At 62.9% G+C, this 25,984-nt stretch carries 19 protein-coding genes; 13 read left to right on the top strand and 6 right to left on the bottom strand.

Annotated features, from left to right (window positions below; translation table 11 throughout):
* Window positions 1-69 precede the first annotated feature (69 nt).
* From CQ015_RS15790 to CQ015_RS15780, 3 genes are read left to right on the top strand one after another with little or no spacing between them, the layout of a single operon-like run.
* Window positions 70-951, top strand: coding sequence for an ABC transporter ATP-binding protein (locus tag CQ015_RS15790; protein ID WP_096286728.1), 882 nt, complete (start codon window positions 70-72; stop codon window positions 949-951).
* Entirely contained in the window at window positions 948-2,120 is a 1,173-nt protein-coding gene (locus CQ015_RS15785) for an ABC transporter permease (RefSeq protein ID WP_096286726.1), read from the top strand. The genes CQ015_RS15790 and CQ015_RS15785 overlap by 4 nt, the downstream gene beginning before the upstream one ends.
* Window positions 2,121-2,167: 47 nt before the next feature.
* Window positions 2,168-2,776, top strand: coding sequence for a hypothetical protein (locus CQ015_RS15780; protein ID WP_105570261.1), 609 nt, complete (start codon window positions 2,168-2,170; stop codon window positions 2,774-2,776).
* A 294-nt stretch (window positions 2,777-3,070) separates the two neighbouring features.
* Here the strand turns inward: CQ015_RS15780 and CQ015_RS15775 are convergent, their stop codons facing one another.
* From CQ015_RS15775 to CQ015_RS15760, 4 genes are all read right to left on the bottom strand, one after another.
* A complete protein-coding gene (locus CQ015_RS15775; RefSeq protein WP_105554506.1) occupies window positions 3,071-4,543 on the bottom strand; it encodes an amidase in 1,473 nt (490 codons plus the stop codon).
* On the bottom strand, window positions 4,540-5,820 hold the full coding sequence (locus tag CQ015_RS15770) for a M20 family metallo-hydrolase (RefSeq protein WP_105554505.1): 1,281 nt from the start codon (window positions 5,818-5,820) through the stop codon (window positions 4,540-4,542). Before CQ015_RS15770 ends, CQ015_RS15775 begins: the two co-directional genes overlap by 4 nt.
* A 38-nt stretch (window positions 5,821-5,858) precedes the next feature.
* Window positions 5,859-7,202: an MFS transporter gene (locus CQ015_RS15765; protein WP_258133755.1), complete on the bottom strand. Its 1,344-nt coding sequence runs from the start codon at window positions 7,200-7,202 to the stop codon at window positions 5,859-5,861.
* A gap of 177 nt (window positions 7,203-7,379) precedes the next feature.
* Window positions 7,380-8,285, bottom strand: a complete 906-nt coding sequence (locus CQ015_RS15760; RefSeq protein WP_105554504.1) for a LysR family transcriptional regulator — start codon at window positions 8,283-8,285, stop codon at window positions 7,380-7,382.
* Between the two features lie 767 nt (window positions 8,286-9,052).
* Here CQ015_RS15760 and CQ015_RS15755 point away from each other — a divergent pair.
* From CQ015_RS15755 to CQ015_RS15745, 3 genes are read left to right on the top strand one after another with little or no spacing between them, the layout of a single operon-like run.
* Complete coding sequence (locus tag CQ015_RS15755; protein ID WP_146114080.1) at window positions 9,053-10,165, top strand: hypothetical protein; 1,113 nt, start codon at window positions 9,053-9,055, stop codon at window positions 10,163-10,165.
* Window positions 10,166-10,179: 14 nt separating this feature from the next.
* The gene (locus CQ015_RS15750) at window positions 10,180-11,397 is read left to right on the top strand and encodes a sensor histidine kinase (protein ID WP_105650597.1); all 1,218 of its coding nucleotides are present in this window, start codon (window positions 10,180-10,182) and stop codon (window positions 11,395-11,397) included.
* The gene (locus tag CQ015_RS15745; RefSeq protein WP_105650596.1) at window positions 11,394-12,059 is read left to right on the top strand and encodes a response regulator transcription factor; all 666 of its coding nucleotides are present in this window, start codon (window positions 11,394-11,396) and stop codon (window positions 12,057-12,059) included. Before CQ015_RS15750 ends, CQ015_RS15745 begins: the two co-directional genes overlap by 4 nt.
* Window positions 12,060-12,159: 100 nt before the next feature.
* Here the strand turns inward: CQ015_RS15745 and CQ015_RS15740 are convergent, their stop codons facing one another.
* The gene (locus tag CQ015_RS15740; protein WP_105570264.1) at window positions 12,160-15,681 is read right to left on the bottom strand and encodes a bifunctional proline dehydrogenase/L-glutamate gamma-semialdehyde dehydrogenase; all 3,522 of its coding nucleotides are present in this window, start codon (window positions 15,679-15,681) and stop codon (window positions 12,160-12,162) included.
* A 259-nt stretch (window positions 15,682-15,940) separates the two neighbouring features.
* On the opposite strand from CQ015_RS15740, the gene CQ015_RS15735 reads away from it, so the two are divergent.
* The 3 genes from CQ015_RS15735 to CQ015_RS15725 all read left to right on the top strand — a co-directional run bounded on the left by CQ015_RS15735 (window position 15,941) and on the right by CQ015_RS15725 (window position 20,177).
* On the top strand, window positions 15,941-16,885 hold the full coding sequence (locus CQ015_RS15735; RefSeq protein ID WP_105650595.1) for a LysR substrate-binding domain-containing protein: 945 nt from the start codon (window positions 15,941-15,943) through the stop codon (window positions 16,883-16,885).
* Window positions 16,886-17,042: 157 nt separating this feature from the next.
* Complete coding sequence (gene putP, locus CQ015_RS15730; protein WP_105554498.1) at window positions 17,043-18,548, top strand: sodium/proline symporter PutP; 1,506 nt, start codon at window positions 17,043-17,045, stop codon at window positions 18,546-18,548.
* Window positions 18,549-18,761: 213 nt separating this feature from the next.
* Window positions 18,762-20,177: an NAD-dependent epimerase/dehydratase family protein gene (locus CQ015_RS15725; protein ID WP_105650594.1), complete on the top strand. Its 1,416-nt coding sequence runs from the start codon at window positions 18,762-18,764 to the stop codon at window positions 20,175-20,177.
* On the opposite strand, the gene CQ015_RS15720 is transcribed toward CQ015_RS15725, so the two are convergent.
* Window positions 20,163-21,116, bottom strand: a complete 954-nt coding sequence (locus CQ015_RS15720) for an Lrp/AsnC family transcriptional regulator (protein ID WP_105554496.1) — start codon at window positions 21,114-21,116, stop codon at window positions 20,163-20,165. The genes CQ015_RS15725 and CQ015_RS15720 overlap by 15 nt on opposite strands.
* Window positions 21,117-21,303: 187 nt before the next feature.
* Between CQ015_RS15720 and CQ015_RS15715 the strand changes: the two genes are divergently transcribed.
* From CQ015_RS15715 to CQ015_RS15700, 4 genes are all read left to right on the top strand, one after another.
* Complete coding sequence (locus CQ015_RS15715) at window positions 21,304-22,053, top strand: DUF5058 family protein (protein WP_105554495.1); 750 nt, start codon at window positions 21,304-21,306, stop codon at window positions 22,051-22,053.
* Between the two features lie 15 nt (window positions 22,054-22,068).
* A complete protein-coding gene (locus CQ015_RS15710; protein WP_105570266.1) occupies window positions 22,069-22,794 on the top strand; it encodes a hypothetical protein in 726 nt (241 codons plus the stop codon).
* 23 nt (window positions 22,795-22,817) lie between these two features.
* Window positions 22,818-24,029 (top strand): amidohydrolase, encoded by a 1,212-nt coding sequence (locus CQ015_RS15705; protein ID WP_105650593.1) that lies wholly within the window; start codon window positions 22,818-22,820, stop codon window positions 24,027-24,029.
* A gap of 242 nt (window positions 24,030-24,271) precedes the next feature.
* The gene (locus CQ015_RS15700; protein WP_219844322.1) at window positions 24,272-25,912 is read left to right on the top strand and encodes a biotin carboxylase; all 1,641 of its coding nucleotides are present in this window, start codon (window positions 24,272-24,274) and stop codon (window positions 25,910-25,912) included.
* The last annotated feature ends 72 nt before the right edge of the window (window positions 25,913-25,984 follow it).

Genomic DNA, 25,984 nt, shown 5'->3' with positions numbered 1-25,984 from the left:
GGCGGATCCGCCCCGGCCTTCCTAAGCTGGAAGGCAAGCGAAGAGATTCCCAAGCCAGAAAGACCGAGCATGCTCGAACTTCAGCAGATCACCCGGTCCTTTGCCGGAACCAAGGTCCTGGACGAGGTGAGCTTCACCGTGCCGCGCGGGGCGCTGACCGGCTTCGTCGGCGCCAACGGCGCCGGGAAGACCACCACCATGCGCATCATCATGGGACTGCTCAACGCCCACGGCGGCCGGCTCACCCTGGACGGGGCCGCCCTGGACGCGCCCACCCGCCCCAACTTCGGCTACATGCCGGAGGAACGCGGGCTGTATCCCAAGCAGCCGGTGATCGACCAGCTGATCTACCTCGGTCAGCTCCACGGGTTGGCCCGCGGCACCGCACGCACCCGCGCGATGGACCTGCTGGCCCGCTTCGGCCTGGCGGACCGGGCCAAATCCAGGCTGGAGGCCCTTTCGCTGGGCAACCAGCAGCGCGTGCAGGTGGCCGCCGCGCTGCTGCACGAACCCGACGTGCTGGTGCTCGACGAACCCTTCAGCGGGCTGGACCCGTTGGCGGTGGACGCGATGAGCTCCATCCTGCGCGACTACGCGGCCCGCGGCGTCCCGGTGCTCTTCTCCTCGCACCAGCTGGATCTGCTCGATACCCTGGTGGACCACCTGGTCATCATCCAGGAGGGCAAGATCCTGGCCAACGCCCCGGCCAGCGAGCTGCGCACCGCCCAAGCCAGCAGGCACCGCCTGGCCCTGGGCGCCGATGCCGGCTGGCTGCGCACCGAGCCGGGGGTCGAGGTGATCGACCTCTCCGGGCAGCACGCCCTGGTCAGCTTCGGCACGCCAGGCGACGCGCAACGCGTGCTGGCCCACGCGCTCTCCCGCGGCACGGTCACCGAATTCGCCCTGCACCGCCCCGCGCTGGCGGATATCTACCGGGAGATCATCGCATGAACACCCTTGCCACCCCCGCCTGGCTGATCGTCACCCTGCGCGAAGTCGAAACGAAGCTGCGCGACAAGGCCTTCATCATCTCCACCCTGGTCACGCTGTTGCTGATCATCGGTTCGATCGCCGTTACCGGATTTCTCGCCACACGCACCACGCAGTTTTCGGTGGCGGCCACCGATCAGGCCAGTCTCACCGTCCTCAACCAAGCGGCCTCGGACGCCGAAGACCAGCTGAAAATCAACGTCGAACAGCTACCGGCCGATGATGCCACCGCGCAACTTGATGTTGGGGAGCTTGATGCCACGCTGAGCCAGGGCCCAGCAAATAAATTTACGCTCACCGGATCCGATGAAGTCCCGGACAAACTCCATGGGGCGCTGCGCGAAGCCACCGAGAAGGTGTTGACCGCGCGACTGCTCACTTCGGCCGGGCTGAACGCAGATCAGCTACCGGGCGACGGTGCACTAACGGTCACCCAAATGCATGGGGACGCCGAACGTGCCTCCATGATCAAGGCTATGGCGTTCCTCTTCTCCTTCTTGTTCTATATGTCAGCACTCATCTTCGGCATGCCGATAGCCAACTCGGTGATCGAAGAAAAACAAAACCGGGTAGTGGAGATCCTCGCCGGCGCGATCAATCTGCGTCAGCTGCTTGCGGGCAAAATCTTGGGTAACGTGATTCTCGCGCTGGCCCAGCTGCTGCTCTTCCTCTCCGTGGGCCTGTTCGCCGCCTATCTATCACCAGTTCAGATCCCGTTCCTTGGAGTCGTCTCGCAAGTAGCCGGCTGGTTTGTGGCCTTCTTCCTCGTCGGGTTCCTGGTCCTCGCCGGAATCTGGGCGACGCTGGGAGCACTAGCCAGCCGTACCGAAGACCTCCAACAATCCTCTGGGCCGGTAGTCGGTGTGTTGATGGCGGTGCTGTTCATCGGAATCTACGCCAAGGACGGATTTTTGGTCATCGCCTCCTATGTGCCAATTGTTTCCTCCGTCGCGATGCCAATCCGCCTGCTCGGCGGTGAAGTCTCACTGGTTGAACCGCTCATCTCACTGGCCCTTACGCTGGCTACCTGCTGGTTCACTATCTTGTTCGCCGAACGGATCTACCGCCGTGCGGTGATGCACACCGGCGGGGCGCTGACCCTGCGCAAGGCGCTCAAACTGGAACTCTAAACCGCCAATATAGCCAGTACACAGCCGCGCTGACTACACTTGATTCGGTGACCGAGAACAAACCCCGCATGCAGCTTTCAGCCCTGTCCATCTTCATCTGGTTCGCGGTGATCCTCGGACTGGCCGGCAACACCGCGCTAGCCATGACCCATCTGGTCTTAGGTTCGAACGCCTTGGTAGTAGTCAGCCTCTGGGTGCTGCGCTGCCTGGTACTAGCCACTTTTTGGTTGTTGCCAATCACCCGTGCGGCAAAAATCTTCGGCATCGGAATCATCATGCTTAGCTTCCTGCTCGATCTGCTGCTCAAGCTCCCGGTGCTGGGCAGCGTGGAATACGGCGACTGGTTCTTCGTCTCCGCGCTCGATCTGACCGGCGCCTACACCGGCTACTTCCACACCTTGGGCCTGATCCTTCCGCTGGTGGCCCTCACCGGCTGGTTCATCCTGCGCCCGCGCGGTGCCGCCGGCTGGATCGTGGGCCTGGCCAGCGGGCTCGGCTTTGGCTTCCTGGCGCTGGCCGCCGCGCAGGCCCCCGAGGGATCGCTGCCCCTCTTCGTGCTGGCCACGCTCGCCCGCTATATCCTTCCCGCGCTGCTCTCCGTGGCCGCCGATGCGCTGGCCGCGCGCTACCGGGGCCAGTTATCCGCAAAATCCTGAGCACCCGCCCCGGCCGACAAGCTCAACGCGCTGCACCCGCTGTTTGAACTCTCGGCCAATTCCGGCGGCAGCGGAGAACTGCCGGTTTGCGCCCGCGTCTGGCTGGACGGCGGCGAAACGAGACTGGCAATTCTGGCATTATCCTGCCTCAACCGTCACCCGACGATCGAGCTTGGCCGGATCGAAGCGACCGTCCAGGACGGGCTGCTCTGGACGGTCCTGCCCCACTGTCTGGATCCGGGTCAAGTACCGCGGAGTAACTGCAGCTGGAGCCCTTTGGCCTCCACCTGAAATTTAACCTTCTACAAATACGGGCGAATCATTCAACTCGGCTCGATTGCTGAATTCAAGGACCCGTTCGAGTTCGGCGGCAATTCCAAAGGTCGATGATTCGTCCCAGGTTTGCCCCACTACCTGCAAGCCCACGGGAACGTTGTTGGCGCCGATTCCGCACGGAATGCTAAGAACTGGGCGCTGATTAGCGACATTGAAAGGGCTAGTCATATGCCCTTCCCAATAGTGAGCCAGAGACCGATCGCCAATTTGTAACCCATCGAGATAGTTGCCATCAGCAAGCAGCCAGTCCATCGCGTTAGTTGGACATATCAATACATCTACCTCCGCAGTCGCAGCTGCCAATTGGGCGTTCACTAGCACATCCATCTGTAATGATTCGATCAGTGAAACCGTTCTTGCCTGCTCCAGAGAATCCCTGATGAACTGGTCGGTGTATGCCGCCCTTGGTTCGGTGGAGTTTCCAATTATTTCAGCCATTGCCGGGGCGAGAATCTGTCCAAAATGAGCAAAGATTGTCTTTCTGATTTGCTCCGTCGACCAAGGAATCTTAATTTCTGAAATTTTGGCACCGGACGCACGAAATAGGTTGACTGCATCTGTGAAGCATCGTGCTACGTCCGCTGATACAGGGTAATCCCCCAGATCAAGACTTACCCCGATATGCACTTGATCGAGTGGCTTTCTCTCGCCAAGCAATTCCTTTCCTGGAGCACCCCACGAATTCGCATCCGACGAATGTTTGCCACTTATAACAGATGACATGAGCGCGACATCCTCGACGGTGCGTCCCATCGGACCATCGCCACGGTACCAATCGACGGCTAAGAACCCAGCCCCCGGTACTCGACCGTATGGCGCCTTGTAACCCACAGTTCCGGTAAAGGCAGCGGGTATGCGCGTAGATCCTGCGATATCAGAAGCCGTCGCCAACGTCGTGAACCCCGCTGCCAAGGCTGCGCCTGCACCGCCGGAGGATCCACCGGGCGACATCCGCAAGTTCCAAGGATTTCGCGTCGTTCCCCACATCGGCGAATGTGTGACAGTTGCACAACTGAATTCTGGGCTCGTCGTACGCGCATGAATGATCGCTCCCGCGGCACGCAGTCGTGCGACAACGGGATGATCCACCCCAGCCGAAGTGCCGCGCTGGGCCATCAGCCCCTGAGTATGTGCTTTCCCTGCCAAGGCGTGTTTTTCTTTGGTCGCTACCGTGATGCCAAGGAGAGTAGGAAGACTACGCTTACTGCTGTGTCGATTCCTTGCATACCTATCGCTGGCCGCTCGTGCGGATTCTCGTGCTTCATTCTGCATGACTTCGGTGAAGGCATTGACTCCTATCTCTTCACCGTAGTTGAAGGAATCAACCCTACTAAGTTGCGCTTCTAGGACTTCGCTTGGCGAGGTATGCCCCTCGACAAATGCCTGCTTCTGTTCGACCGCTGACAGAAATGCCAAATCTGCGTAATTCACGAAATCCGCCCCACCGAGTCAGAAACGAGATCCGAGTGCTGGCAATCTGGATCCAACGCTCCGAATATCATCTGCCAGGCAGTCTCGGCGAGGACGTTCAAGCCGGTGGACATGTCTTCGTCTGTAGAAAATTCTCGTTCGCAATGGCTGACGCCATCGATGGAAGGAATGAACATCATCACCGTCGGCACGATCTTGTTCATCGCAACTGAATCATGCCCTGCCATGGTACGGATCCGGCGAACGCTCTGGCCAAGATTTGCCGAAACCTTTTCCACCAATTGCAAACCGGATTCTGGATAATACTGGATTCCGCGCACGTCGAAATCGTTGACGTTAATCTTGATGTCATGCTCCCTAGCGATCTCCGCGATTTCTCCGACAAGGAGACGCCGTGCTTCGAGAACTAAGTCTTTATCCACCGCGCGCAAATCGGCGACCAAATGCACACGTCGAGCGACCACGATGGGCGAATTGGGCTCGAGCGTCATACGACCCACTGAGGAGACGATATTCCCCTCGCTAAAGCGCTCGACGACGTCATGCACCTTCAAGATCACTTTGCTTGCGGCAACCAATGCGTCATGGCGATCAGCCATGGCGGTAGCCCCGGTGTGGGACTGTTCGCCTAGCACTTCGACATCCAGTTTTTGCGTATGCCACGAATAGTCCACGGCACCGATGGATACTGATTCCCGTTCCAGAACCCGACCCTGCTCGATATGGATTTCCGCGTATCCCGCGACGTTGGGGCGAGGGTCCTTGCCCAGATATCCAATTGCTTCGAGAGCCCGGGCAACGCTGATGCCTTGCAAATCGGTAACCTTCAGCATTTCTTCCTCGTCCATGGACCCCACAAATACCGAAGAACCCATGATAGATGGTGCAAAACGACCACCTTCTTCATTGAACCAGTTCACAACGCCTAAATTGAACTGCGGCAATTCGCCCTCTATTCGTTGCCGCTCCACAATCTGTTGGGCGGCGTGCAACCCGGCAATGACGCCATAGGCGCCGTCAAAGCGTCCACCCAAAGGTTGGGAATCCAGATGTGAGCCCAGCAGAATGTAGGGCGCACCTGGGTTGAATTCGATCAGCGCGAACATGTTCCCGATCCCATCTACGCGCAATTCCCACCCCTTTTCGGCGGTGAACGCGGCAAACCAGTCTCGGCTCAATTTGTCCTCCGGCGTTGCAGCTTGACGGTCAACGCCTAAGTTAGCAGTAGCGCCGAATGTAGCGACATGGTGAAAATCGGTCAGGAACTCGTGATGCATTATTCGTACCTTTCAAAATTGAATCGGCATTCGTCTAGCTAGTTGGTTAGGGGCGTTTCCGGTTTGCTGAACAGTGGGTGTGTTTCCGGTACCGGGGTAAACAGCAACAGGCAAAGCACTATCAGTGCCCCTGCGGCCATATAGACACCTGGCATCATTGAGACTCCAGTCATCGAAACAAGCCACGTTCCGATGAAGGGGGCCGTCCCGCCGAATAGCGCATACGCGACGTTGTAGCTGATTGCAGAGGAGGTAAATCTAGTTTTGGTGGTGAAAATTTCAACGAAGAACGTGTAGCAGCCGCCTCCGTAGATGCACATTGGGATCACAAAGAGCAGTTGGCCAGCTATCGCCAAGGACAAAGATCCACTCGTGACGAGCCAGAAGCAGGGAACGCTAAGAAGCAGCAAAGAAGCAGAGCCGACAATGAGCATCGGTTTTCGGCCAAATTTGTCGCCCAACATGCCACCGAGAGGTAGCAACAGGGCATAACAAGCCATCGCGACGGCGTTGGCAAGCAACGACATTTCCAGACTGAGGTTTCCAGAAACTTGCACATAGGATACGAAATACCCGGAGAGGAAGTAGAAGCCCATCGCGGTCAGCGCCATCACGAAGACTACCTGCAGCATGCGTAGTTTGTTCTCGGCGAACGTTTGGCGCAGCGGACTATATTCCTTGTGCTCATTCTTCGCCAGAACGGCTTTAAATTCTTCCGATTCCTCCGTCTTTGCGCGAATCCAAAGCCCAAAGAGCGCCAACGGCAGTGCGAGCAAGAAAGGAATTCGCCAACCATAAGATTGGAAGTTCGCTGGATCCATCGTCGTTGATAACACGAGTATCAACGTGCCGCCTATAACGGAGGGAAGCGCTGTGGCGGCGAGGGTGATGTTTAGCCAAAACCCGCGCCGGTTGATCGGAGCGTGTTCGAAGACGAAGGCAGGAGCGCCTACGGACTCGCCGCCAGCGGAAAATCCTTGAACCAACCGACACAACACCAGCAGCGCTGGAGCTAGCGCGCCGATCTGCGCGTAAGTAGGCAACAAGCCAATCCCGAAGGTGGCCAATCCGATAGTCATCAGAGTCACGAACAAGACTTTGCGCCGACCGATCTTGTCACCTAATGCTCCGAAGAACAATCCACCCAGCGGTCGAACGAAGAAGGCGACTCCGAATGTTGCGAAGGTGGCCAACAGCCCTGCGAGTGGGCTCTGGGATGGGAAGAACAAAGCAGACAAGGTGACCGCGGACAGCCCATACAGCGTGAAATCGTAGAATTCGATGAATTGGCCAATGCTTCCTCCGGCGAGCACACGCCTCTTCATCTTTTGTTGTTGCCGTTGATCTATGGCATCCGTAGTTGTCGGGGTGCTGCTACTCACTGTCACGATGCTGCCTTCTTTCGTTACAGGGACCAGCGGTGAATATTGCTGGTGGTGTTTGGGAAGGAGCGAGCGTCGATGCTCGGTCTCTTAGTTATCAAGAATGTGTGACGTGAGCGACATTATCCAACGCAAAAGATTAGTTACCCTGATCGGAAAAATTGATCAGAAGTGAGGCTACGCGCTCATATTTCGTGCACTAAAGTCGGCGAAGGCCCGAGCTTTGCGGCTGACCGGCAAATCCTTGGGGTAAACAACCACCATTGCGATGGGCAATACTGGGTCGGCGATTTCGATCGGAACTACCGACCGACCGGTGTATGTCTTATCGTGGGACAATTTCCGATTCAATATCGAGTATCCAAGACCCATGGCCACATACGAACGCACAGTTTCATAGCCCGAAACCCAATGGCCAATATTGGGTTCAAGACCCAGGCTCGAAAATAGTCGAAGGAAATACTCGCGAGAGTGTTCTTGATCGAGTAGTACCATCGGCTCTTCGACGACTTGCGCCAGATGCACCGGTTGTCGTTCAACCGCCAGATGGTGCTCTTCACTGACGATCAAGTGCGCGCCGAGCTGATCAACCGGTTCCATTGAGAACTCTGTCCCGACACCTAAGTCATACATTAATGCAATCTCGCACTCACCATGGCGTAGGGCATCAAGAATTCTTTGCTGGTCACCTTCGACGAAATATATGGTGATTCCAGGGTGCATCAAACTGAATTCCTTCAGCAGTTTTGGTGCAATGAATGGTGCCAACGGCGCAAAGAGCCCAACGCGCAAGATTCCGGATAAACGCTGGCTTTCTCCACTAATGGAGGCATAAAGGCCATCGGCATCTTCGAGTAGCATGCGCGACCCGGCGACCATCCGCTTGCCGTCCTGGGTTAAACGCAGAGCACGGTTCGGTAGCCGTTGAAAGAGTTGGACTCCAAGGTCGCGTTCAAGTTGGCTCAAGGAAGCCGACAAAGTTGATTGGGTAACATTAAGCTCCGCGGCTGCCGCACGCATATTTTCCAATCGCGCGATTTCCATGAAGTACCGCAATTGGATGAGTGTAAAAGTACGCGCCATGGGTGAAATCTTATCCCTGCCCAGAGCCCCGGACGCTTGTCGTCTTCATTAAGACTTCACCGCCGAGAAGATCAGTACGCATGAGAGTCGAGTATCGCAACGTACATGACGCACGCGGTCCGGCTTCAACTGGTTCGCAAGGCTCCTGAGTCCGAATGATTCGACGGATGAGATGTAGAAGGGCTCGATGAATGCCGCATTTTAATTAGTTGCTTGTTACTTGCACGTATAAGGTCCTCGACCTCGTAGTGCCAGTGGCTTATTGGCAGAGTCTACAAAAAGGCCCATGACCCACCCGGCACCTAGCGCAGCCAGCAACGGACCTTGAGTTCCCGACATCCGCGGCTCAGCATTTTGGCTTGAGACTGCCTGCTGGCCAGTGGCGGCATCAATTTCAGTCCGAATAGCGCCAGATTACCTAGCTAGCGAGGAGCAATTACCAAGCTCATCGACCAGTTGTTCGCGTCATAGCAATCGGGTCGCAGCCCTTTGCGTCGGGAGGAAGTTCCGGAAGAAGTAGCCCGATATTCCAAGCTCTGCACAATTCGATAGATTGAAATACCGCGGAGTTCGGGGTCGCTGCCTTTCTCACCGCCATCGGCACGGCAAGTTCGAATGGGACCGGCAGCCCCCTCGTGCTGCGCACCGGGGGCCGCGTACAAGCCTGCGGCGGTTGCCCGCGGCAAGCATCAAAATCGCTCGCGCGGGGGATGCAGTTCCCCCGCGCGGGTGAAGCGCTCGGCAGCGGCTCGGAGAAGAATCGGACTATGAGCACATACACACTCCCCCGATTGCTGCTGGCGGCCACCGCCGCATCGTTGTTCGCCTCGGTCCTCGGCGCGGTCTGGCTGCTGCACCCGGCCGACTCATTTTTTCATGCGAAGCAGACCGCCACCCTCATCGCGGCGCTGACCTCCGGCGACACCGCTACGCGGGTCTTCCTGATCACCGCCCTGGGCGCGCTGGCCACCGGTGCCGCGTCACTCTCCGGCGCACTGGGCCGTCGTGGCACGATGGCCGGCGCGGCGCTGCTGACCCTGGTGCTGGGTGCGGGTTTCGGCAGCAGCGCGACGCTGACCAGTGCCGGCTACCTGCTCGCGCTGTGCATGCCGTTGCTGCTCGTCGGGCTGCTTGTCCAGGTGATTCGCCGCTACCCCGCGGCCCGCTGGACGTTTGGCGTGCCGGCGCTTGTGCTCCTGGCCGGTGCGGCGGTGCTGGGCCGCGAGGCGCTGGGCAACCTGGCCACCACCTTCGTGGCGCAACTGGCCGGCCAGGGCGCGAACTTGTTCGGACCGTTGCTGCTGCTGCTTCTCGCGCTCCTATGGGCCGCAGTGACCATCCGCTGTGCCCGGGGCACCGAATTCGTCGCCCGGGCCACCAGCTGGGTCACCCGGCACCGGCGCGTGTTCACCCTCATCGCCGCCTGCGGGCCGCTGCCCTACGCATTGGCCCGGCTGACCTGGTTCACCCCCTGGCCGATATTCGGCGGGGACGCGGCGGCCGACCCCGCGACCCGCATCTGGGGCATCACGCTATCCTCCGGCGCGTGGCTCGGCGCGGTGCTGACCATGGGCTTGCTCCGCCCCTGGGGCGAGAACTTCCCGCGCTGGGTGCCCTGGCTGGCCGGACGTCCCGTCCCCGTCATGGCCGCGGCACTGCCGGCCGGGGCGGTTGCCGCGATGCTCTGCTTCACCGCGGTTCCGCTGCTGGTGCAGGCGGCAGCGTCCGAGAGAAGCTTTCTCATGGCTCTGGTGTTCCCCTGCTGGCTCTGGGGACCGGCGCTGGCGCTGGCCGCCTGGGGCTACGTCGGGCACCGCCGGATCACCGGCCCCTCGGGGATTATCCGGACTCCGGCCCCTAGCCCGCACAGCGGCTCATAGGCAAGGATAGAGCCATGACCACCGTATCCCGATTGCTCCGGCAGTTCGCCTGGTTGATGTCCGGCGCCGCAATCGCCACGGCAACGATCATGGTGGTCATGGTGGTCATGGTCCTGGTGTACACGGTCGCCGAAGCACCGGCCAGCCAGGGGGCAATGCAGCCGCGGCTGCTCGGTGCGATCGCCGCCGGGTCGATTCTGCTCGGCGCGGCCCTGGGCTTGGTGCCCGGTGTTCGCGAGGTGGAGGTCAGCGCAGCGCGAACCATGCTCTCCAGCCGCCAGGAGCTGGTCGCGCCGCTGACAGTGCGCCCCGCACACCGGATCCAGACGGTCCTCTGGGTCTTGTTCCACCTGGCGGGCGGCCTCTTCGTGGCCAGCTGCCTGTTGATCGTTCTGCCGCTGGCCGGCTCGGCGGCCTTCGACCTGTTGACCGCTCGCCCCCTGCCGCTGGGGCTCGCTGCTCCGTCGGCCGGACCCGGCCGATGGCTCGGAGCCATGCTGGCGGCGCTGATCGCGTTGGCCGCGCTGCTGTCCTGGTGGCCGCTCGGGCTGCTCGCCGCCCGGCTGGTCGGCAGATTCCTCGGACCCACCACCCATGACCGCCTCCAACTGGCCCTGGCCCGGGCCGATCGGGAGGCCGAGCACAACCGCATCGCCCGAGAGCTGCACGATGGCATCGGGCATGCGCTGAGCATCGTCGGCATTCAAGCGGCCGCCGGCCGCCGGCTGGCACGGCGCGCCCCGGAGATGGCGGCGGAGCGATTCGACACCATCGAATCCACGGCCCGTTCGGCCATGGCCGAGCTCGATGCGATGCTGGCCGTGCTTCGGGGCGGTGCCGCGGCGCCCTCCCACACCGACCTCGGGAGCCTGGTCGAGACTCACCGGCGCAACGGCATGGAGCTCCGGGCGGCCATCGAGCTGCCCGAGGATCTCCCCGAGATGCTCGGCCAGCAGCTGGCCGGCATCGTGGCCGAGCTGCTGAGCAACGCGCGGCGCCACGGCGCCGGCGGGGAGGTTCGGCTGCTGGTTCGGCACACCGGCAAATCCCTGGAGCTGCGTGTCGAGAACGCACCGGGAGCCGGAGGCAGCCGCCCCGGCGGTGGGCGGGGTCTGCTCGGGGTGCGCGAACGGGTGGCGCTCTGCGGCGGCACCGCGGACATCGGGTTGCACGAGAATCGCTGGACGGCACGCATCGAGTTGCCGCTGCTGAGGAAAGGACACGGTTCATGAACGCTGGCGCGACCCCGCCCGGCGCGCACGGCGTGCGCGTACTGCTCGTAGACGACGAACCTCTGGTGCGCCAGGGGTTCCGGCTGATCATGGAGTCCGAGGAGGACCTGGAGGTCGTCGGGGAGGCCTCGGACGGCGCGCAGGCCGTGGATCTGGTGCGGCGCTCGAATCCCGATGTGGTGTGCCTGGACGTGCGGATGCCCGATGTTGATGGCATTCGCGCCACCGAGCTGATCCTGGCGTTGCCCGATCCGCCGAAGGTGCTGGTGGTGACCACCTTCGAGCACGACGACTACGTGCGCGGGGCACTGGCGGCCGGGGCTTCGGGATTCCTGCTCAAGCGCGCCACCGCCGAAGAGCTGGTGCAGGCGGTGCGCACCGTCGCCCACGGATCCAGCCTGCTTTTTCCCGAGGCCGTCCGCGAATTGCTCCGGCCCCGGGCCCGGAGCACGGACTACACCGGGCCCCCGCTCACCACGCGCGAGAGCCAGATGCTTGCCCGCATCGCCCGGGGCATGACCAACGCGGAGATCGCAGCGGATTTGGTGCTCGGAATTGAAACGGTGCGGTCCCATGTTTCCTCGCTGCTGGCCAAGACCGGCTCACGCGATCGGACCCAGGTCACCGTGCTGGCGTACCGGACCGGTTTGGTCGAGCCCTGATATTCTGCCGCGCCGCACGTCGTGCGCCAACGGCACAGGCCGGCCCGCTCCCCGGAAGGAAGCGGACCGGCCTGAGTGCTGCGCGCCGAGCTCTAGCGGACTAGATCAGCCCGTCGCTGAGGTGGTTCGGCGTACCGAACCGGTGCGCGGTGATCGATACCGCCTGCTCGTGCAGGAACGGCAGCAACTCCACGCGTCCGGCACCGGTGACCGGCGAGGCGTAGATCGCCACATCGGGCTTGCCGTCGGTGGCCTCGGCAACGGCCTTGGCCGAACCACCGATCAAGCGGATGCGCGAGGCCGCGGTCGGCCCCTCTTTCGCGGCCAGGCGCGCGGCCCGGGCGGCGAACGCCTCTGCATCTTCGCGGACCACCGTCACCGAGTGCTCGGCGAACAGGTTGCGCACCCCGCGTGGCAGGTCCGCATCCGCGGAGAAGATCACCCGGGAACCGGCGGTGACCCCGGCGGCCACCACGCGCAATGCCTCGGTGATGCCGTGCCCGCTGGAGGCGGCTTCGAAGCGCACGGTGACATCCACCGGCTTGTAGCGGAAGATATTGCGCTCGGCGGCCAGTCCCGAACGGTCCTTGGCCGCGTTGAACTCCTGGTGCCACCACAGCTTGTCGCTGCCCAGCGCACCGCGCAACCAGTCGGCGTCTTCGCCCGATAGCTCCGCGGCGTTCAGCAGCCGCTCGTCGAAGGCCGACAAGGTGGCCGTTTCGGTCACCGGTGCATCGCGCCAGCTGCCCATGCCGACCAGGTAGTTCGGGCCGCCGGCCTTGGTGCCCGCGCCGATCGCCGAGCGCTTCCAGCCGCCGAAGGGCTGGCGCTGCACGATGGCACCGGTGATGCCGCGGTTCACGTAGATGTTGCCGGCCTGGATGTTCTCCAGCCAGTAGGCCATCTCCTCCGAATCCAGCGAGTGCAGCCCGGAGGTGAGCCCGAAGTCGATGTCGTTGACTATTTCGACCGCTTCTTCAAGGCTCTGCGCGGTCATCACGCCCAGGATCGGACCGAAGTACTCGGTCTGGTGGTATTCGCTGCCGCGCTGCACCCCGTAGCGCACGCCCGGGGAGTAGAGCTTGCCCGACTCGTCGAGCTGCTTCGGCTCGATGGCCCAGCGCTCCCCTTCGCCCAGGGTGGTCAAGCCGCGCGCGAGCTTCTCCCCCGGCACGTCGATCAGCGGTCCCATCTGGGATTCCGGGTTCCACGGGTAGCCGACGGTCAGCGATTTCACCGCGTCGATCAGCTGGCTGTTGAAGCGGCGCGATTCGGCCACCGAGCCGACCAGCACCACCAGCGAGGCGGCCGAGCACTTCTGCCCGGCGTGCCCGAAGGCCGAGGCCACCACATCGCGGGCGGCCAAGTCCAGGTCCGCATGCGGGGTGACGATGACCGCGTTCTTCCCCGAGGTTTCGGCCAGCAAGGGCAGATCCTTGCGGAAGGAGCGGAACAGCTGCGCGGTCTCGTAGCCGCCGGTGAGGATCAGGCGGTCAACGCGCTCGTCGGAAACCAGCTGCGTGCCGAGCTTCCGCTCGCCGGCGAAGACCAGCTGCAAGACGTCCTGGGGCACTCCCGCATCCCACAGGGTCTGCACCATCACCGAGCCGATGCGTGCGGCCAGCGTGGCCGGCTTGATGATCACCGCGGACCCGGCGGCCAGCGCCGACATGGTAGACCCGGCGGGGATCGCCATCGGGAAGTTCCACGGCGGGGTGACCACGGTCAGCTTCGAGGGCACAAAGCTTGCCCCGTCGACGTTTTCCAGATCCAGGCCGCGCTGCGCGTAGTAGTGGGCGAAGTCGATCGCCTCGGAGATCTCCACGTCGCCCTGGTCGATGTTCTTCCCGCATTCGGAGCCGAGCACCTCCAGCAGCATCGCGCGGCGCTCTTCGAAGAGCAGCCCGGCACGGTGCAAGATCTCCGCGCGGCCGGCCGCGCCGAGCGCCTGCCAGCTGGCCGAGGCGCCCACGCCCATGGCGATGGCCTCATCCATTTGCGCGGTCGAGGACAGGGTATGGGCGGCGACCAGGTCCTTGCCGAGGTTCGAATCGCGCATTTTGGACAGGATCTCCCGGCCCCAGGCACGGTTGGCGCCCAGGTTCGGGTCGGTGTCCGGGGTGTTGAAGAACTCGGTGGTTCCATCGGCGAATCCGGCCACCACCTCGGTCAGCGAGGCGTCGGGCAGCTGGCGGTTCTGCACGCGGTACGTTGCGGGCACCACGTCGGTCAGGTTTTCCAGCGAGGCGAGGAAGCGGTTGGTCTCACGCTCGAACAATTCCTCGTTCTGCTCCAGTTCGAAGACCGCGGACATGAAGTTTTCCTGGCTGGCGCCTTCTTCGAGGCGGCGGATCAGGTAGGCGATGGCCACGTCGAATTCGGCCGGGTGCACCACCGGGGTGTAGAGCAATAGCTCGCCCACGTCGCGGCGCACCGCTTCGGCCTGGCCGGTAGCCATGCCCAGCAGCATCTCGAACTCGATGCCGTGCTGCACGCCGCGGGCCTTGGCCAGCAGCCAGCCCAGCGCCACGTCGAAGAGGTTGTGCCCGGCGATGCCGATGCGCACGTTCTGCACATGTTCCGGGCGCAGCGCGTATTCGAGCACCGACTTGTAGCTGGTGTCGGTGTCCTGCTTGGAGTGGCAGGTGGCCAGCGGCCAACCGTGGATATCGGCTTCCATGATTTCCATCGGCAGGTTCGCGCCCTTGACCACGCGCACCTTGATCGGCGCGCCGCCGGCGGCCACGCGCGCGGCGGAGAATTCCTGCAGCTCGATCATCGCGCCCAGGGCGTCGGGCAGGTAGGCCTGCAGCACGATTCCGGCCGAGAGGTCCTTGAACTCCGGCAGCGACAGGAGCTTGGTGAAGACCGCGATGGTCAGTTCCAGGTCCTTGAACTCTTCCATGTCCAGGTTGATGAACTTCTTCGCGCTCGCGTTGTTGGCCAGCTCGTAGAGCGGGCGCAGCTTGGCCACGATGTGCTCCACGGCCTCGTCGAAGGCCCAGTGGTTATGCGGGGCCACGGTGGAGGACACCTTGATCGAGACGTAGTTCACGTCGTCGCGGGCCAACAGCTTGGAGGTGCCCTCCAGCCGGCGGTTCGCTTCGCCCTCGCCGAGGATCGCCTCGCCGAGCAGGTTCACGTTCAGGTTCACGCCTTCGCGCTTGATCTTGGAGATCGCGCCGCCCAGCTTGCTATCCGAGGCGTCGATGATCAGGTGGCCGACCATTTCACGCAGCACCTTGCGGGCCACGGGCACGACGATTCCCGGCAGCAGCGGAGCCATGGTGCCGCCCAGGGCGACGGCCTTGCGCAGATACCACGGCAGGAAGGCCGGCACCATCGGGGCCAGCCGCTTCAGGTTGCTGGCCGCGACCTTTGGATCCTCGGGGCGGATCACGCCGTCGACGAATCCCACGGTGAAGTCCAGGCCCTTGGGATCTTTCAGTACTCCCGCGAGGCGCGCCGCAGAGGCGTCGACCGGGAATGTGGCGGCTTCGGTCAGCCAGTGGCGGACCAAGGCGATGGTCTCATCGGCAAGTTCTGTGGGGTGGGTCAGTGGCTTGCCTGTTGCGTCAACCGCCGGAGCGACGGTTCGCTGTGAGGTGATAGAGGATGACATATTTGCCGTTCCCTTCGATGCAGTTCGTCCTTATATTGATACACCGATCGCGAATTTCGTTGTGGCTGACGAGCTTACGGAATCACCGGATAGTTGGCCGCGAAAATGCTGTGTGCAAGATCGAGTATGACCCCAACTTTGATTAAGCAAAAGTGAACAAACCCGAAGAGCTTCGTTCGGGTTTGCTAATGTATAAATGGGTGCACGAAACGCCCGGGCATAACTTCACTTAACATCCGCGTGAATAGGATATGAATCAGTGCTTGAACTGCGACGATTACGTCTTTTAAGAGAACTAAGCATCCGGGGAACGATCGCCGAGGTTGCGGATGTGCTCCGCTACTCCCCGTCCTCGGTTTCGCAGCAGCTCAGCCAGCTCGAAGACGAAGCCGGCGTCGAGCTTTTGCGACGCAATGGACGCAAGCTCCAGCTGACTCCGCAGGCCCAGGTTCTCGTCGCCCATACCGAGGAATTGCTCGGCTCCATGGAACGCGCCGAAGCGGACCTGGCGGCGACCATGTCCAACGTCTCGGGCACCGTGCGCCTGGCGGTTTTCCAGACCGCGATGCTCGCCATCATGCCGCCGGTCTTGCGCAAGCTGCACTCCATGCATCCGCATCTGCGCGTGGAGATGACCCAGCACGAACCCGAGGAAGCGCTGCACGAAACCAGCGCCCGCAACTTCGATCTGGTGATCGCCGAACAGTATCAGGGGCACGCGGCACCGATCTTCGAAACCCTCGATCGCCGCCACCTCGCGCACGACCCGATCCGCCTGGCGCTTCCGCTGCCCGGCGGCGAGGGCAACGCCGAATTCGACCGGACCACTTCGCTGGCCGATGCCGCCTCCCTGCCGTGGGTGATGGAACCGCCGGGCGCGGCAAGCCGGCACTGGGCGGAGCAGTCATGTCGCATGGCCGGATTCGAGCCGGACGTACGTTACGAAACGGCCGATCTTCAGGCACATGTCACCCTGGTCGAGACCGGCACCGCGGTGGCGCTGCTGCCGGATCTGGTGTGGACCCAGTTCGAGCGGCAACTGCGTTTTGTGGACCTGCACAACGCCCCGGTGCGCACCATTTTCACCGCGATGCGGCACTCTTCGGCGCGGTCCCCGGCGATCCAGGCGGTGCGCACGCTGGTGCACGAACAGCTGGCAATTCAACACGAAACCGCGGAACTCGATTCTGATTCTGCGCACTAGTTCGATACGGTCTTTTAAGTTACAAATCCATAACGAGCAGGGAAGGTAGCCAAGACAAATAGAAAAATAAGTGCAATAGTGGTGACTCGCACCACTAGATCCGCGGTTCGCCGGGCGATAACACGCGCCGGTGAACAAAAAACGGCAATGAGGAAAAATGTCTGACCAGACTTATCAGATCATCGCAATCGCTTTTTACATGGCCGTGATGCTTGGCATCGGCTATGTAGCTTTCAGGCGAACATCGAATATCGACGATTACATGCTCGCAGGCCGTGGCCTGAAGCCGTGGGTGGCAGCGCTATCCGCAGGTGCAAGTGACATGTCGGGCTGGCTGTTGATGGGCCTGCCCGGCGCCATCTACCTTGGCGGCCTGCACGAAGCCTGGATCGCCATTGGCCTGCTGATCGGTGCCTGGGCGAACTGGAAGTTCGTCGCCCCTCGCCTGCGTTCCTACACCGCCATCTCACAGAACGCGATCACCATTCCGAGCTTCTTCGAGAAGCGCCTGAAGGATCGCAAGCACCTGCTGCGCATCGCCTCGGCGGTCATCATTCTCGTGTTCTTCACCTTCTACGTGTCCTCGGGCATGGTCGCCGCCGGCAAGTTCTTCGAAGCTTCCTTCGGCTGGCCTTATTTGAACGGCATGATCTTCGTTGCCGTCATCACCTTGCTCTACACGCTGTTCGGCGGCTTCCTCGGAGCCTCGCTCACCGACGTGGCCCAGGGCCTGCTGATGTTCACCGCGCTGATCGCGGTGCCGATCGTCGCCGTCATCCAGATGGGCGACTTCGGCTCGCTGGCCTCGAAGATCACCGAGGTGAACCCGGAAGCCTTCAACCTGTTCTCCTCCTTCTCCGGCAGCAACTGGTTCCTCGCGGTCGTGGCGATTTTCTCCACCGCCGCCTGGGGACTGGGCTACTTCGGCCAGCCGCACATCATCGTGCGCTTCATGGCGCTGCGCAGCCCGGGCGAGGCCAAGACGGCACGCCGCATCGGCATCGGCTGGATGTTCCTGGCTTCGGCAGGCGCCATCGCCACCGCACTGGTGGGCGTCGCCTACTTCGCCGACGAACCGTTGACCGATGCCAGCAGCGAGACCGTGTTCCTGCTGCTCAGCCAGATCTTCTTCCACCCGCTGATCGCCGGCTTGGTGCTGGCGGCCGTGCTGGCAGCCATCATGTCGACGATGTCCTCGCAGCTGATCGTCTGCTCCTCGGCGTTGGTCGAAGATCTCTACAACATCACCGGACGCAAGGCCTCGCCTAAGGCACTGGTGATGCTCGGACGCACCGGCGTGCTGATCGTGGCGGTGATCGCCACGCTGCTGGCGCTGAGCCCGAGTTCCTCGATCCTGGACCTGGTCTCCTTCGCCTGGGCCGGTTTCGGCGGCTCCTTCGGCCCGATCGTGCTGCTGGCCCTGTACTGGCGCAAGCTGACCGCTCTGGGCGGCTTCGCGGGCATGGTTTCCGGTGCCGCGGTCGTCTACATCTGGGGCAACATCGACGTGCTTGCCAGCAACATGTACGAGATCGTGCCGGGCTTCATCGTCTCGCTGGTTGTCGCGTGGCTCGTTTCGCGGGCGACCTTCAAGCCGAACGCGGAGATCGACGCGGAATTCACCGCCATGGAAGAAGAACTCGGCGCGAAGGTTACCGCCTAGCGCGCACCTCGCTCTTCTTCACGAAACCGGCGCCCGCCGACTGCCCAACGGCACTCGGCGGGCGCCGGTTTTCTCCTTTAATCACCGCGCCGCCTCCAAGGCCGGCGCGACACTGCAGGGCAGCTCCGGGCGCGCATCACGCCCCGGCACAGCAAACCGAAGTAGCCTTGGAGAAGTCCGAAGTTTCTGATCAACTCGAAGGATGATCCGAGAATGGCGCAGATGCTCAATAAGTTCACCCGCTGGCAGCGCAGCGAATCGCAGTACCTCGCCGCGGACCCCGAGGCCGTGTATTCCATCGTCGGCAATCTGGCGCAGACCGGCAGCTGGATGAAAAGCTTCGACGGCTTCGTGGTGCACGATGACCAGCGCGGGGTAGGCACCAAGGTTGACCTGCGCCCGCCGGGCAAGCTGTTCGGCCCGCTGCACCGCGCCACCGCCCCATCCGGTTCGATCACCCGCCGCAATCCGGCCCAGCGCATGGTGGAGTTCACCCAGCCGCAGCCCGGCGGGGAGATGGTCTTGCGCTGGCAGGTCGACTCCGCGGGCAGCGGCGCGCTGCTGCGCTTCACCGTTGCGCTGCGCGGGATCGGCACCGCCGCCTTCAAATTCAGCGTCGCCAATGCGCTGTGCGCCGACTTCGCGCTGGCGGCCGCCCGCCTGTTCAAGGTCATTCCACCGGCCGCGCACCGCACCGTACCGGCCCATGTGGTCATCTCCGGGGGCCGCGGCTTCCTGGGCCGCAATCTGGTCGCCGAGCTGGTCTGCCGCGGCGCCTCGGTCGCGGTGCTCACCCGGAACGCGGAACCGGACTTTCCGGCCGAGCAGTACCCCTGGGACGGGCGCCATCAGGGGGCCTGGGCCAGCGCGCTGACCCACGAAAAGTATCCGGTGCACCTGATCAACTTGGCCGGCGAGCGCGTGGACAAGCGCAATACGGCCGAGAACATCGCCAAGCTGACCGCCTCGCGCGTGCAGAGCACCGCGACCCTGGCCGAGGCCGCCGCGGCGCTGGAGACCCCGCTGGCCAGCTGGATCCAGTCCAGCACCACGGCGATCTTCGGCGATGGCGGGGAAACCGAATTCACCGAGGACAGCCCGCTGCCCGAAGGCGCACGGGCGCTGCCGGAAATGACCGGCGTGGCCTCGGCCTGGGAGCAGGCCTACAACGACGCGCAGGTCAACGCGGCGCGCAGCTACGTGCTGCGCACCTCGCTGGTGGTGCATCCCGATGCCCCGCTGCTCAAGCCGCTGAGCCTGCTGGTGCACACCGGCATGGGCGGTCCGCTGGGCAGCGGCAAGCAGTGGTTCAGCTGGATCGGGATGGAGGACTGGCTGCGCCTGGTGCGCAATCTGCTGGGCCTGGAAACTCCGCCGATCCCCGCGGGCGTTGTGCACGCGGCGAACCCGCACCCGCTGCGCAACCACGAGGTGATGGCCGCGCTGCGCTCGATCGCCGGGCTGCCCGGGCTGCCCACCGGTTCGCTGCTGCCCAAGCTTGGCGCCGCGGCGCTGGGTTCCAACGCCCGGGTGGCGCTGACCGGGCGCAAGGTCACCAGCCGGGTGCTGGCCGACGCTGGATTCGACTTCGCGCAGAACGACTTCGCCGCCACGCTACACGGCGAATAGCCGCCCTCCGCGCTTGCGTGCCGAAAGCACCATCGCGGTCTTGATCTGCACCATCTCGCCCCATTCGGTGTCCGAGATGAACCGGTACAGGTCCTTCTGCGTGCGCACGGTGACGTCGACGATCAGCTGGGCGTCCCCGGCGACGGCCGCCGCGTAGCGCACCTCGGGCAGCAGCCGCAGGCGCTGGCCGAGGGCCTCGACGCTGTGCGGGGAGGTCTGCACCCACAGCAGCGCCTCCACGGGGAAGCCGAGCAGCGCCGGTTCCACCAGCGTGCGGATGCTGATCTGCTCGCCGCGCAGCAGCCAGTCCACCCGGCGGGAGACCGAGGATTCGCTCATTTTCACCTGCCGGGAGATCGCATCGATGCTCGCCCGCCCGTCCTTGCGCAATACCTCGATGATCATCGAATCGTTTTCGGTGAGCCCGGGGGCCGGATTCCATTCGGTCAGCTCCCCGCCGGTGGCCGGGGTCAGCGCACGTTCCTGGGCCTCGCTGACCGGTTCGGCGCGCCAGGCGCGAATGGTCTTGAAGTACTTCAGGATCGGATAGACGGCCAGCGCATTCACCCCGGGGGTGGCCGGCAGCTGCATGGTGAGGATTTCGGCCAGGTCCCCGTCGTAATGCAGCTCGGTGACCACGTCGCTCTGCCCGGTGACCATATAGCTGAAGCTGGTATCCGGACGTTGGGCCAGCGCCTCGCAGGCCACCCGCACGGTCCCCGGCGCACAGGTGAAGGAGGCGACCAGCGACCCGGAACGGTGCGCGATCGCCGCCACCGAAACCCGCCCGCTCTCCAGCAGCGCCTGGCCATAGCGCGCGACGGTCCGTTCCGGCTCGTGCAGCACCCTGGCGATCTTCCGCCAGGTGGCCCGCCCATCGATCTGCATCGCGATGACGATGCGGCGTTCCAGTTCGTTGAAAACTTCGTGCTGCGCCATGCGGCTTCCCCTCCGTGACTAAATCCTGCATCTACCGGGCAAGTCCATCACAGATTTGGCGGAAAACGACAAAAACTTGGCAATACGTGCCAATTATTGCCGTTATTGACGGAAGCTAGCAAGGTTATAACTAGATGCGATCCACATCACATCACGCTTAGTTACCTACCCTCATCAGGAGCCCACCATGCAGCCACAGCTCGTTCTGGCCGCTGGCGACCCGAGTTCAACGAACATCTGGGCCATCGCCAACACCCCCTTCCTGTGGTTCTGCGCCCTGGGCGTATTCGCAGTCATCTTCATCCAGACGGTCCTCTACTCGCGGGCGGCCAAGGTCGCCGCGCCGCATGTGGACATGCCGGCGCGCGAGCTGAAGGAGTCCTTCCGCGCCGGTGCGGTCGCCTCCGTCGGCCCCTCGCTGGCGGTCGTCTTCGTCGCCATCGCGCTGCTGGCCCTGTTCGGCACCCCCGCGGTGCTGGTGCGCATCGGACTGATCGGTTCGGTCTCGGCGGAAACCGGTTCGGCGACCATCTCCGCGGTCACCATGGGCGCCTCGCTGGGCGGGGCGGACTACACCCAGCAGGTCTTCGCGGTCGCGTTCATGGCGATGAGCCTGTCCGGGGCCATGTGGATGCTCGCCACGCTGATCCTCACCCCGATCATGAAAAAGGGCGGCAAATCGCTGGCCAAGCGCAATCCCGCGGTGATGGCGCTGATCCCCACCGCGGCCCTGCTCGGCGCGTTCTCCGCGCTGACCATCGCCGAACTGCCGAAGTCGAACGTCCACCTGATCCTGGTCGCGGTATCCGCGACCACCATGGCGCTGTGCCTCTTCCTGGCCAAGGCGCTGAACGCGAAATGGTTGAAGGAATGGGCGTTGGGCATCTCCATCGTCGTTGCCATCACCGCCGGCTACTTCCTGCACACCGCAGCCTAAGACCAGGAGCACCACATGAGCACCTCAGCAGCACAACTGACCGGCGCCGACGCCTCGATGGCGCGCTTCGAAAAGCAAACCACCCGCTACGGCTCGCTGACCATGTCCGCCGGCCTGATCTTCTCCCTGCTCGGCCCGATCTACCTGGTCTTCTTCAGCGACCTGGACATCGCCCCGTCGATGATCTGGGTGGCTTTCCTCGCGGTCGCGGCGACCTTCGGGGTGCTGTGGATCGTCGAACCGGCCACCTACTTCCCGATCCTCGGCTCGGCCGCCATGTACCAGGCGTTCATGATCGGCAACATCTCCAATAAGCTGCTTCCGGCCGCGATCGTCGCCCAGGCCTCCATCGGCGCGAAGCCGGGCAGCAAACGCGGAGACCTGGCCGCGGTGATGGCCATCTGCGGCGCGGCCACGGTCCACCTGACCAGCCTGCTGCTCTTCGTCGGGCTGCTGGGCACCTGGCTGGTGTCCATGGTTCCCGCCGAGGTGATCGAGGTTGCCCGCCTCTACATCCTGCCCTCGCTGATGGGTGCGGTGCTTGTGCAGTCCATCGTCGCGATGAAGTCGCTGCGCCCCACGCTGGTGGCCATCACGCTCGCGCTGCTGATGAACTTCGTGATCCTGCCGGCGGCTCCCGCGCTGGCGATGTTCGCCACCGCGCTGGTGGTCATCGCCTCCATCCTCGTTTCCTGGCTGGTCCGGGACCGCACCCAGTTCTCGGCGACCACCGAAGACTAAGCACCACCAAGCAAAGGAAGACCATGAACGAGATCGCGTTGAACCTCCAGGAGACCCGTGCGCTGCACGAAAGCTACCTGCACCTGCACGCACACCCCGAACTATCGATGCAAGAGCACGCCACCGCGGACTACATCCAGGGCCGGCTCAGCGATCTGGGCATCAAGAACTTCCGCTGCGGAGGCACCGGAGTGGTCGGGATCCACGCCAATGGCCCCGGCCCGGTGATCGCCTTCCGCGCGGATTCCGACGGGCTGCCGATCAAGGAAGACACCGGCGCGGACTACGCCTCGGTGGCCACCGGGGTACTGGCCGACGGCACCGAGGTGCCGGTAATGCACGGTTGCGGCCACGACACCCACGTGGCCTCCGCGCTGGCCGCGGCGCAGGTGCTGGCCCGAAGCACCGACAGCTGGTCCGGCACGGTGCTGTGGATCTTCCAGCCGGGCGAGGAAACCGCGGCCGGCGCGCAGGCGATGCTTGCGGACGGCCTGTGGGACAAGGTCCCGCACCCGCAGGTGGTGCTCGGCCAGCATGTCTTCCCCTTCCAGACCGGGTCCATCGCGGTCACCGAGGGCAGCGCGATGGCGCTGGCCGACTCGCTGAAGGTGACGCTCTTCGGCAAGCAGTCCCACGGCTCGCAACCCCAGGATTCCATCGACCCGATCGTGCTCGGCGCGCATATCATCACCCGCTTGCAGAGCATCGTTTCGCGCGAGCTGCATCCGCTGAGCCCGGCGGTGATCACCTGCGGCACCTTCCATGCGGGGCTGAAGGAGAACATCATTCCGGATCGCGCGGAGTTCACGCTGAATATCCGCACGCTCACCGAAGAGGTTCGCGCGCAGGTGCTCAGCGCGGTCACCCGCATCATCGAAGCCGAAGCAGTGGCCGGCAATGCGCCTGCGCCGCTGATCGAGCCGCTCTACAACTTCCCGCGGCTCTACAACGACCCGCAGCAGACCCAGTCCGTGGCTTCGGCCTTCGGCACCGAATTCGGTGCCGAGCAGGTGCGCTTCGTGCCCCCGGCGATGGGCTCGGAGGACTTCGGGGCGTTGGCCGATGCGCTGGGCGTACCGAATGTGTTCTGGATGTTCGGCGGCTTCGACACCACTGCTGGTCCCGCCCCGGTAAACCACTCCCCGCATTTCCTGCCCGACTATGTGCCAGCCCTGGATACCGGAGTACGGGCAGCCCTGGCAGCCATCGGGTATTACGTCGGCTCGGCTAGCTGACCTCGTCACATGACAGAGAAAGTCCTAACGTGTCATTAAATTCACGTTAGGACTTTCGCGCGTCTAGGCTATTGCTCAACGCAAAAGCGCCCCAAAACTCACTATTCACCGCAGCTTTACCTCACCGTTGCGCTCGCCTTACTCGCACCCCCAAACATGGATAGAGCAACCGGTCCACAGCGTGTCCAGCGTCGGGCACGTGAAGAATTACTAGGTCTACCACTTCGAAGGAACGACATCCCATGGCAAATTTTCTTGAGGCGAGCGAAGGCCCTGCACGACCGCAGATGCCCAAACCAAGCGATCTGGCCAATTTACGCAAGCAGGTCGGCAAAGCGCAGTCGCAGGAAAGCGTTTTGGACGAGATGACTGCCAATGTTGCCGTGGATGCCGCCTACAACGACGACGAGAGCATCGTGGAGGCTCCACGTGTCGTGAATTTTGGCCGCACGCTGAAGAATATGAGCGAGGTGCGCCATTTCTTCCGCACCAACCAGACTCCGATCTATTTCATCGGCGCCACCCCGGTGAACCTGCTGGGCCTAGACCGCTGGGTGCGCAAATTCAGCTACATCACCTACTACGACGGCTGGGACGGGCACCACCCGCGGGTCTTCACCCCGAGCGAGAAGCCGCATGTGGACTTCCAGAGCTCCGAAGAGATCAACAACTGGCTGCTGGAAAACCCCGAGGTGCGCGAATACATCGATACCCACCGCGCAGCCGGTGGCCAGCGCCCGAAGATCGCGATGGTGTTCTTCGACGAGGAGACCGAGGCGATCTGCGAGGAGCTGGGCTACGACCTGATCCTGCCTTCGCACGAGCTGCGCACCCATCTGGATTCGAAGATCGTCACCACCGAACTGGGCAACGCCGCCGGCGCCCACTCGGTGCCGAATGTGCTGGGCACCGCCGACTCCTATGCGCAGCTGCAGAAGCTTTCCCGCGGGGCGAAGCTCGGCGATGACCTGGTCGTGCAGACCCCGTACGGCGATTCGGGCAAGACCACGTTCTTCATCACCAGCGAGGATGATTGGAACCAGTACTCCAAGCACATCATCGGCGAGCAGCTCAAGGTCATGAAGCGGATCAACAACCAGCCGGTAGCCGTGGAAGCGGTGCTCACCCGCTGCGGCACCGTCGTCGGCCCGATCCTCACCGAGCTGGCCGGATACAAGGAGCTGACCCCGTACAAGGGCGGCTGGTGCGGCAACGAGATGCACCCCGATGTGGTCACCGACGGGCAGCGCGCCCGCGCCATCGAACTGGTCCGCAAGGTCGGGGCGGGGCTTGAATCCACCGGGTACCGCGGCTTCTTCGAGGTCGATGTGCTGGTCGACACCGACACCGACGAGGTATATCTGGGCGAATTGAACCCACGCATCTCCGGGGCGAGCGCGATCACCAACGTGACCGCCGGCGCCTACGCGGATGTCCCGCTGTTCCTCTTCCACTTGCTCGAATACCTCGACGTGGACTTCGAACTGGACGTCGATGAGATCAACGCGCGCTGGGAGGAGCTCTCCGGGGCGGACGTGTGGAGCCACATGATCATCAAGGAAACCGATGACATCGTGCAGTACATCACCCATGCCCCGCGCACCGGCAAGTACTTCCTGGACTCCAAGGGCAAGCTGCAGTTCTCGCGCAGCGCGCTGGACTGGCACCAGCTGCAGAACCACAAGGAAGCGTTCTTCCTGCGCATCTACGGTGCCGAAGATTACCGCTGGAAAGGCGCTGACTTGGGCGTATTGGTGACCAAGGCGAAGCTGCAGTATGAGGGGAAGAAGAAGACGAAGTTGACCATCGACGCGAAGCACTTCATCTCCTCGATCCGAGCACAGTACAAGGGCATCGACGTTCCGCCGTCCGAAAACCGCTAACCCAGCATCACTCTCCCGTTCAACCGCTGGTGGTAGGCTCCGAAACACAGAGCACAACAGCGTTCCCAAGAG

The organism is Arthrobacter sp. MYb221 (genome assembly GCF_002979835.1).
Lineage (GTDB): Bacteria > Actinomycetota > Actinomycetes > Actinomycetales > Micrococcaceae > Glutamicibacter.
This window is presented reverse-complemented; position numbering and strand designations above follow the sequence as displayed.

Excerpts from the sequence above, each read along its gene's own strand:
- CQ015_RS15720 (WP_105554496.1), bottom strand. The coding sequence starts at position 21,116 with ATGGCGCAGCACGAAGTTTTCAACGAACTGGAACGCCGCATCGTCATC.
- CQ015_RS15790 (WP_096286728.1), top strand. The coding sequence starts at position 70 with ATGCTCGAACTTCAGCAGATCACCCGGTCCTTTGCCGGAACCAAGGTC.
- CQ015_RS15760 (WP_105554504.1), bottom strand. The coding sequence starts at position 8,285 with ATGGCGCGTACTTTTACACTCATCCAATTGCGGTACTTCATGGAAATC.
- CQ015_RS15725 (WP_105650594.1), top strand. The coding sequence starts at position 18,762 with ATGGCGCAGATGCTCAATAAGTTCACCCGCTGGCAGCGCAGCGAATCG.
- CQ015_RS15715 (WP_105554495.1), top strand. The coding sequence starts at position 21,304 with ATGCAGCCACAGCTCGTTCTGGCCGCTGGCGACCCGAGTTCAACGAAC.
- CQ015_RS15700 (WP_219844322.1), top strand. The coding sequence starts at position 24,272 with ATGGCAAATTTTCTTGAGGCGAGCGAAGGCCCTGCACGACCGCAGATG.
- CQ015_RS15755 (WP_146114080.1), top strand. The coding sequence starts at position 9,053 with ATGAGCACATACACACTCCCCCGATTGCTGCTGGCGGCCACCGCCGCA.
- putP (WP_105554498.1), top strand. The coding sequence starts at position 17,043 with ATGTCTGACCAGACTTATCAGATCATCGCAATCGCTTTTTACATGGCC.
- CQ015_RS15785 (WP_096286726.1), top strand. The coding sequence starts at position 948 with ATGAACACCCTTGCCACCCCCGCCTGGCTGATCGTCACCCTGCGCGAA.
- CQ015_RS15770 (WP_105554505.1), bottom strand. The coding sequence starts at position 5,820 with ATGCATCACGAGTTCCTGACCGATTTTCACCATGTCGCTACATTCGGC.
- CQ015_RS15705 (WP_105650593.1), top strand. The coding sequence starts at position 22,818 with ATGAACGAGATCGCGTTGAACCTCCAGGAGACCCGTGCGCTGCACGAA.
- CQ015_RS15740 (WP_105570264.1), bottom strand. The coding sequence starts at position 15,681 with ATGTCATCCTCTATCACCTCACAGCGAACCGTCGCTCCGGCGGTTGAC.
- CQ015_RS15710 (WP_105570266.1), top strand. The coding sequence starts at position 22,069 with ATGAGCACCTCAGCAGCACAACTGACCGGCGCCGACGCCTCGATGGCG.
- CQ015_RS15745 (WP_105650596.1), top strand. The coding sequence starts at position 11,394 with ATGAACGCTGGCGCGACCCCGCCCGGCGCGCACGGCGTGCGCGTACTG.
- CQ015_RS15750 (WP_105650597.1), top strand. The coding sequence starts at position 10,180 with ATGACCACCGTATCCCGATTGCTCCGGCAGTTCGCCTGGTTGATGTCC.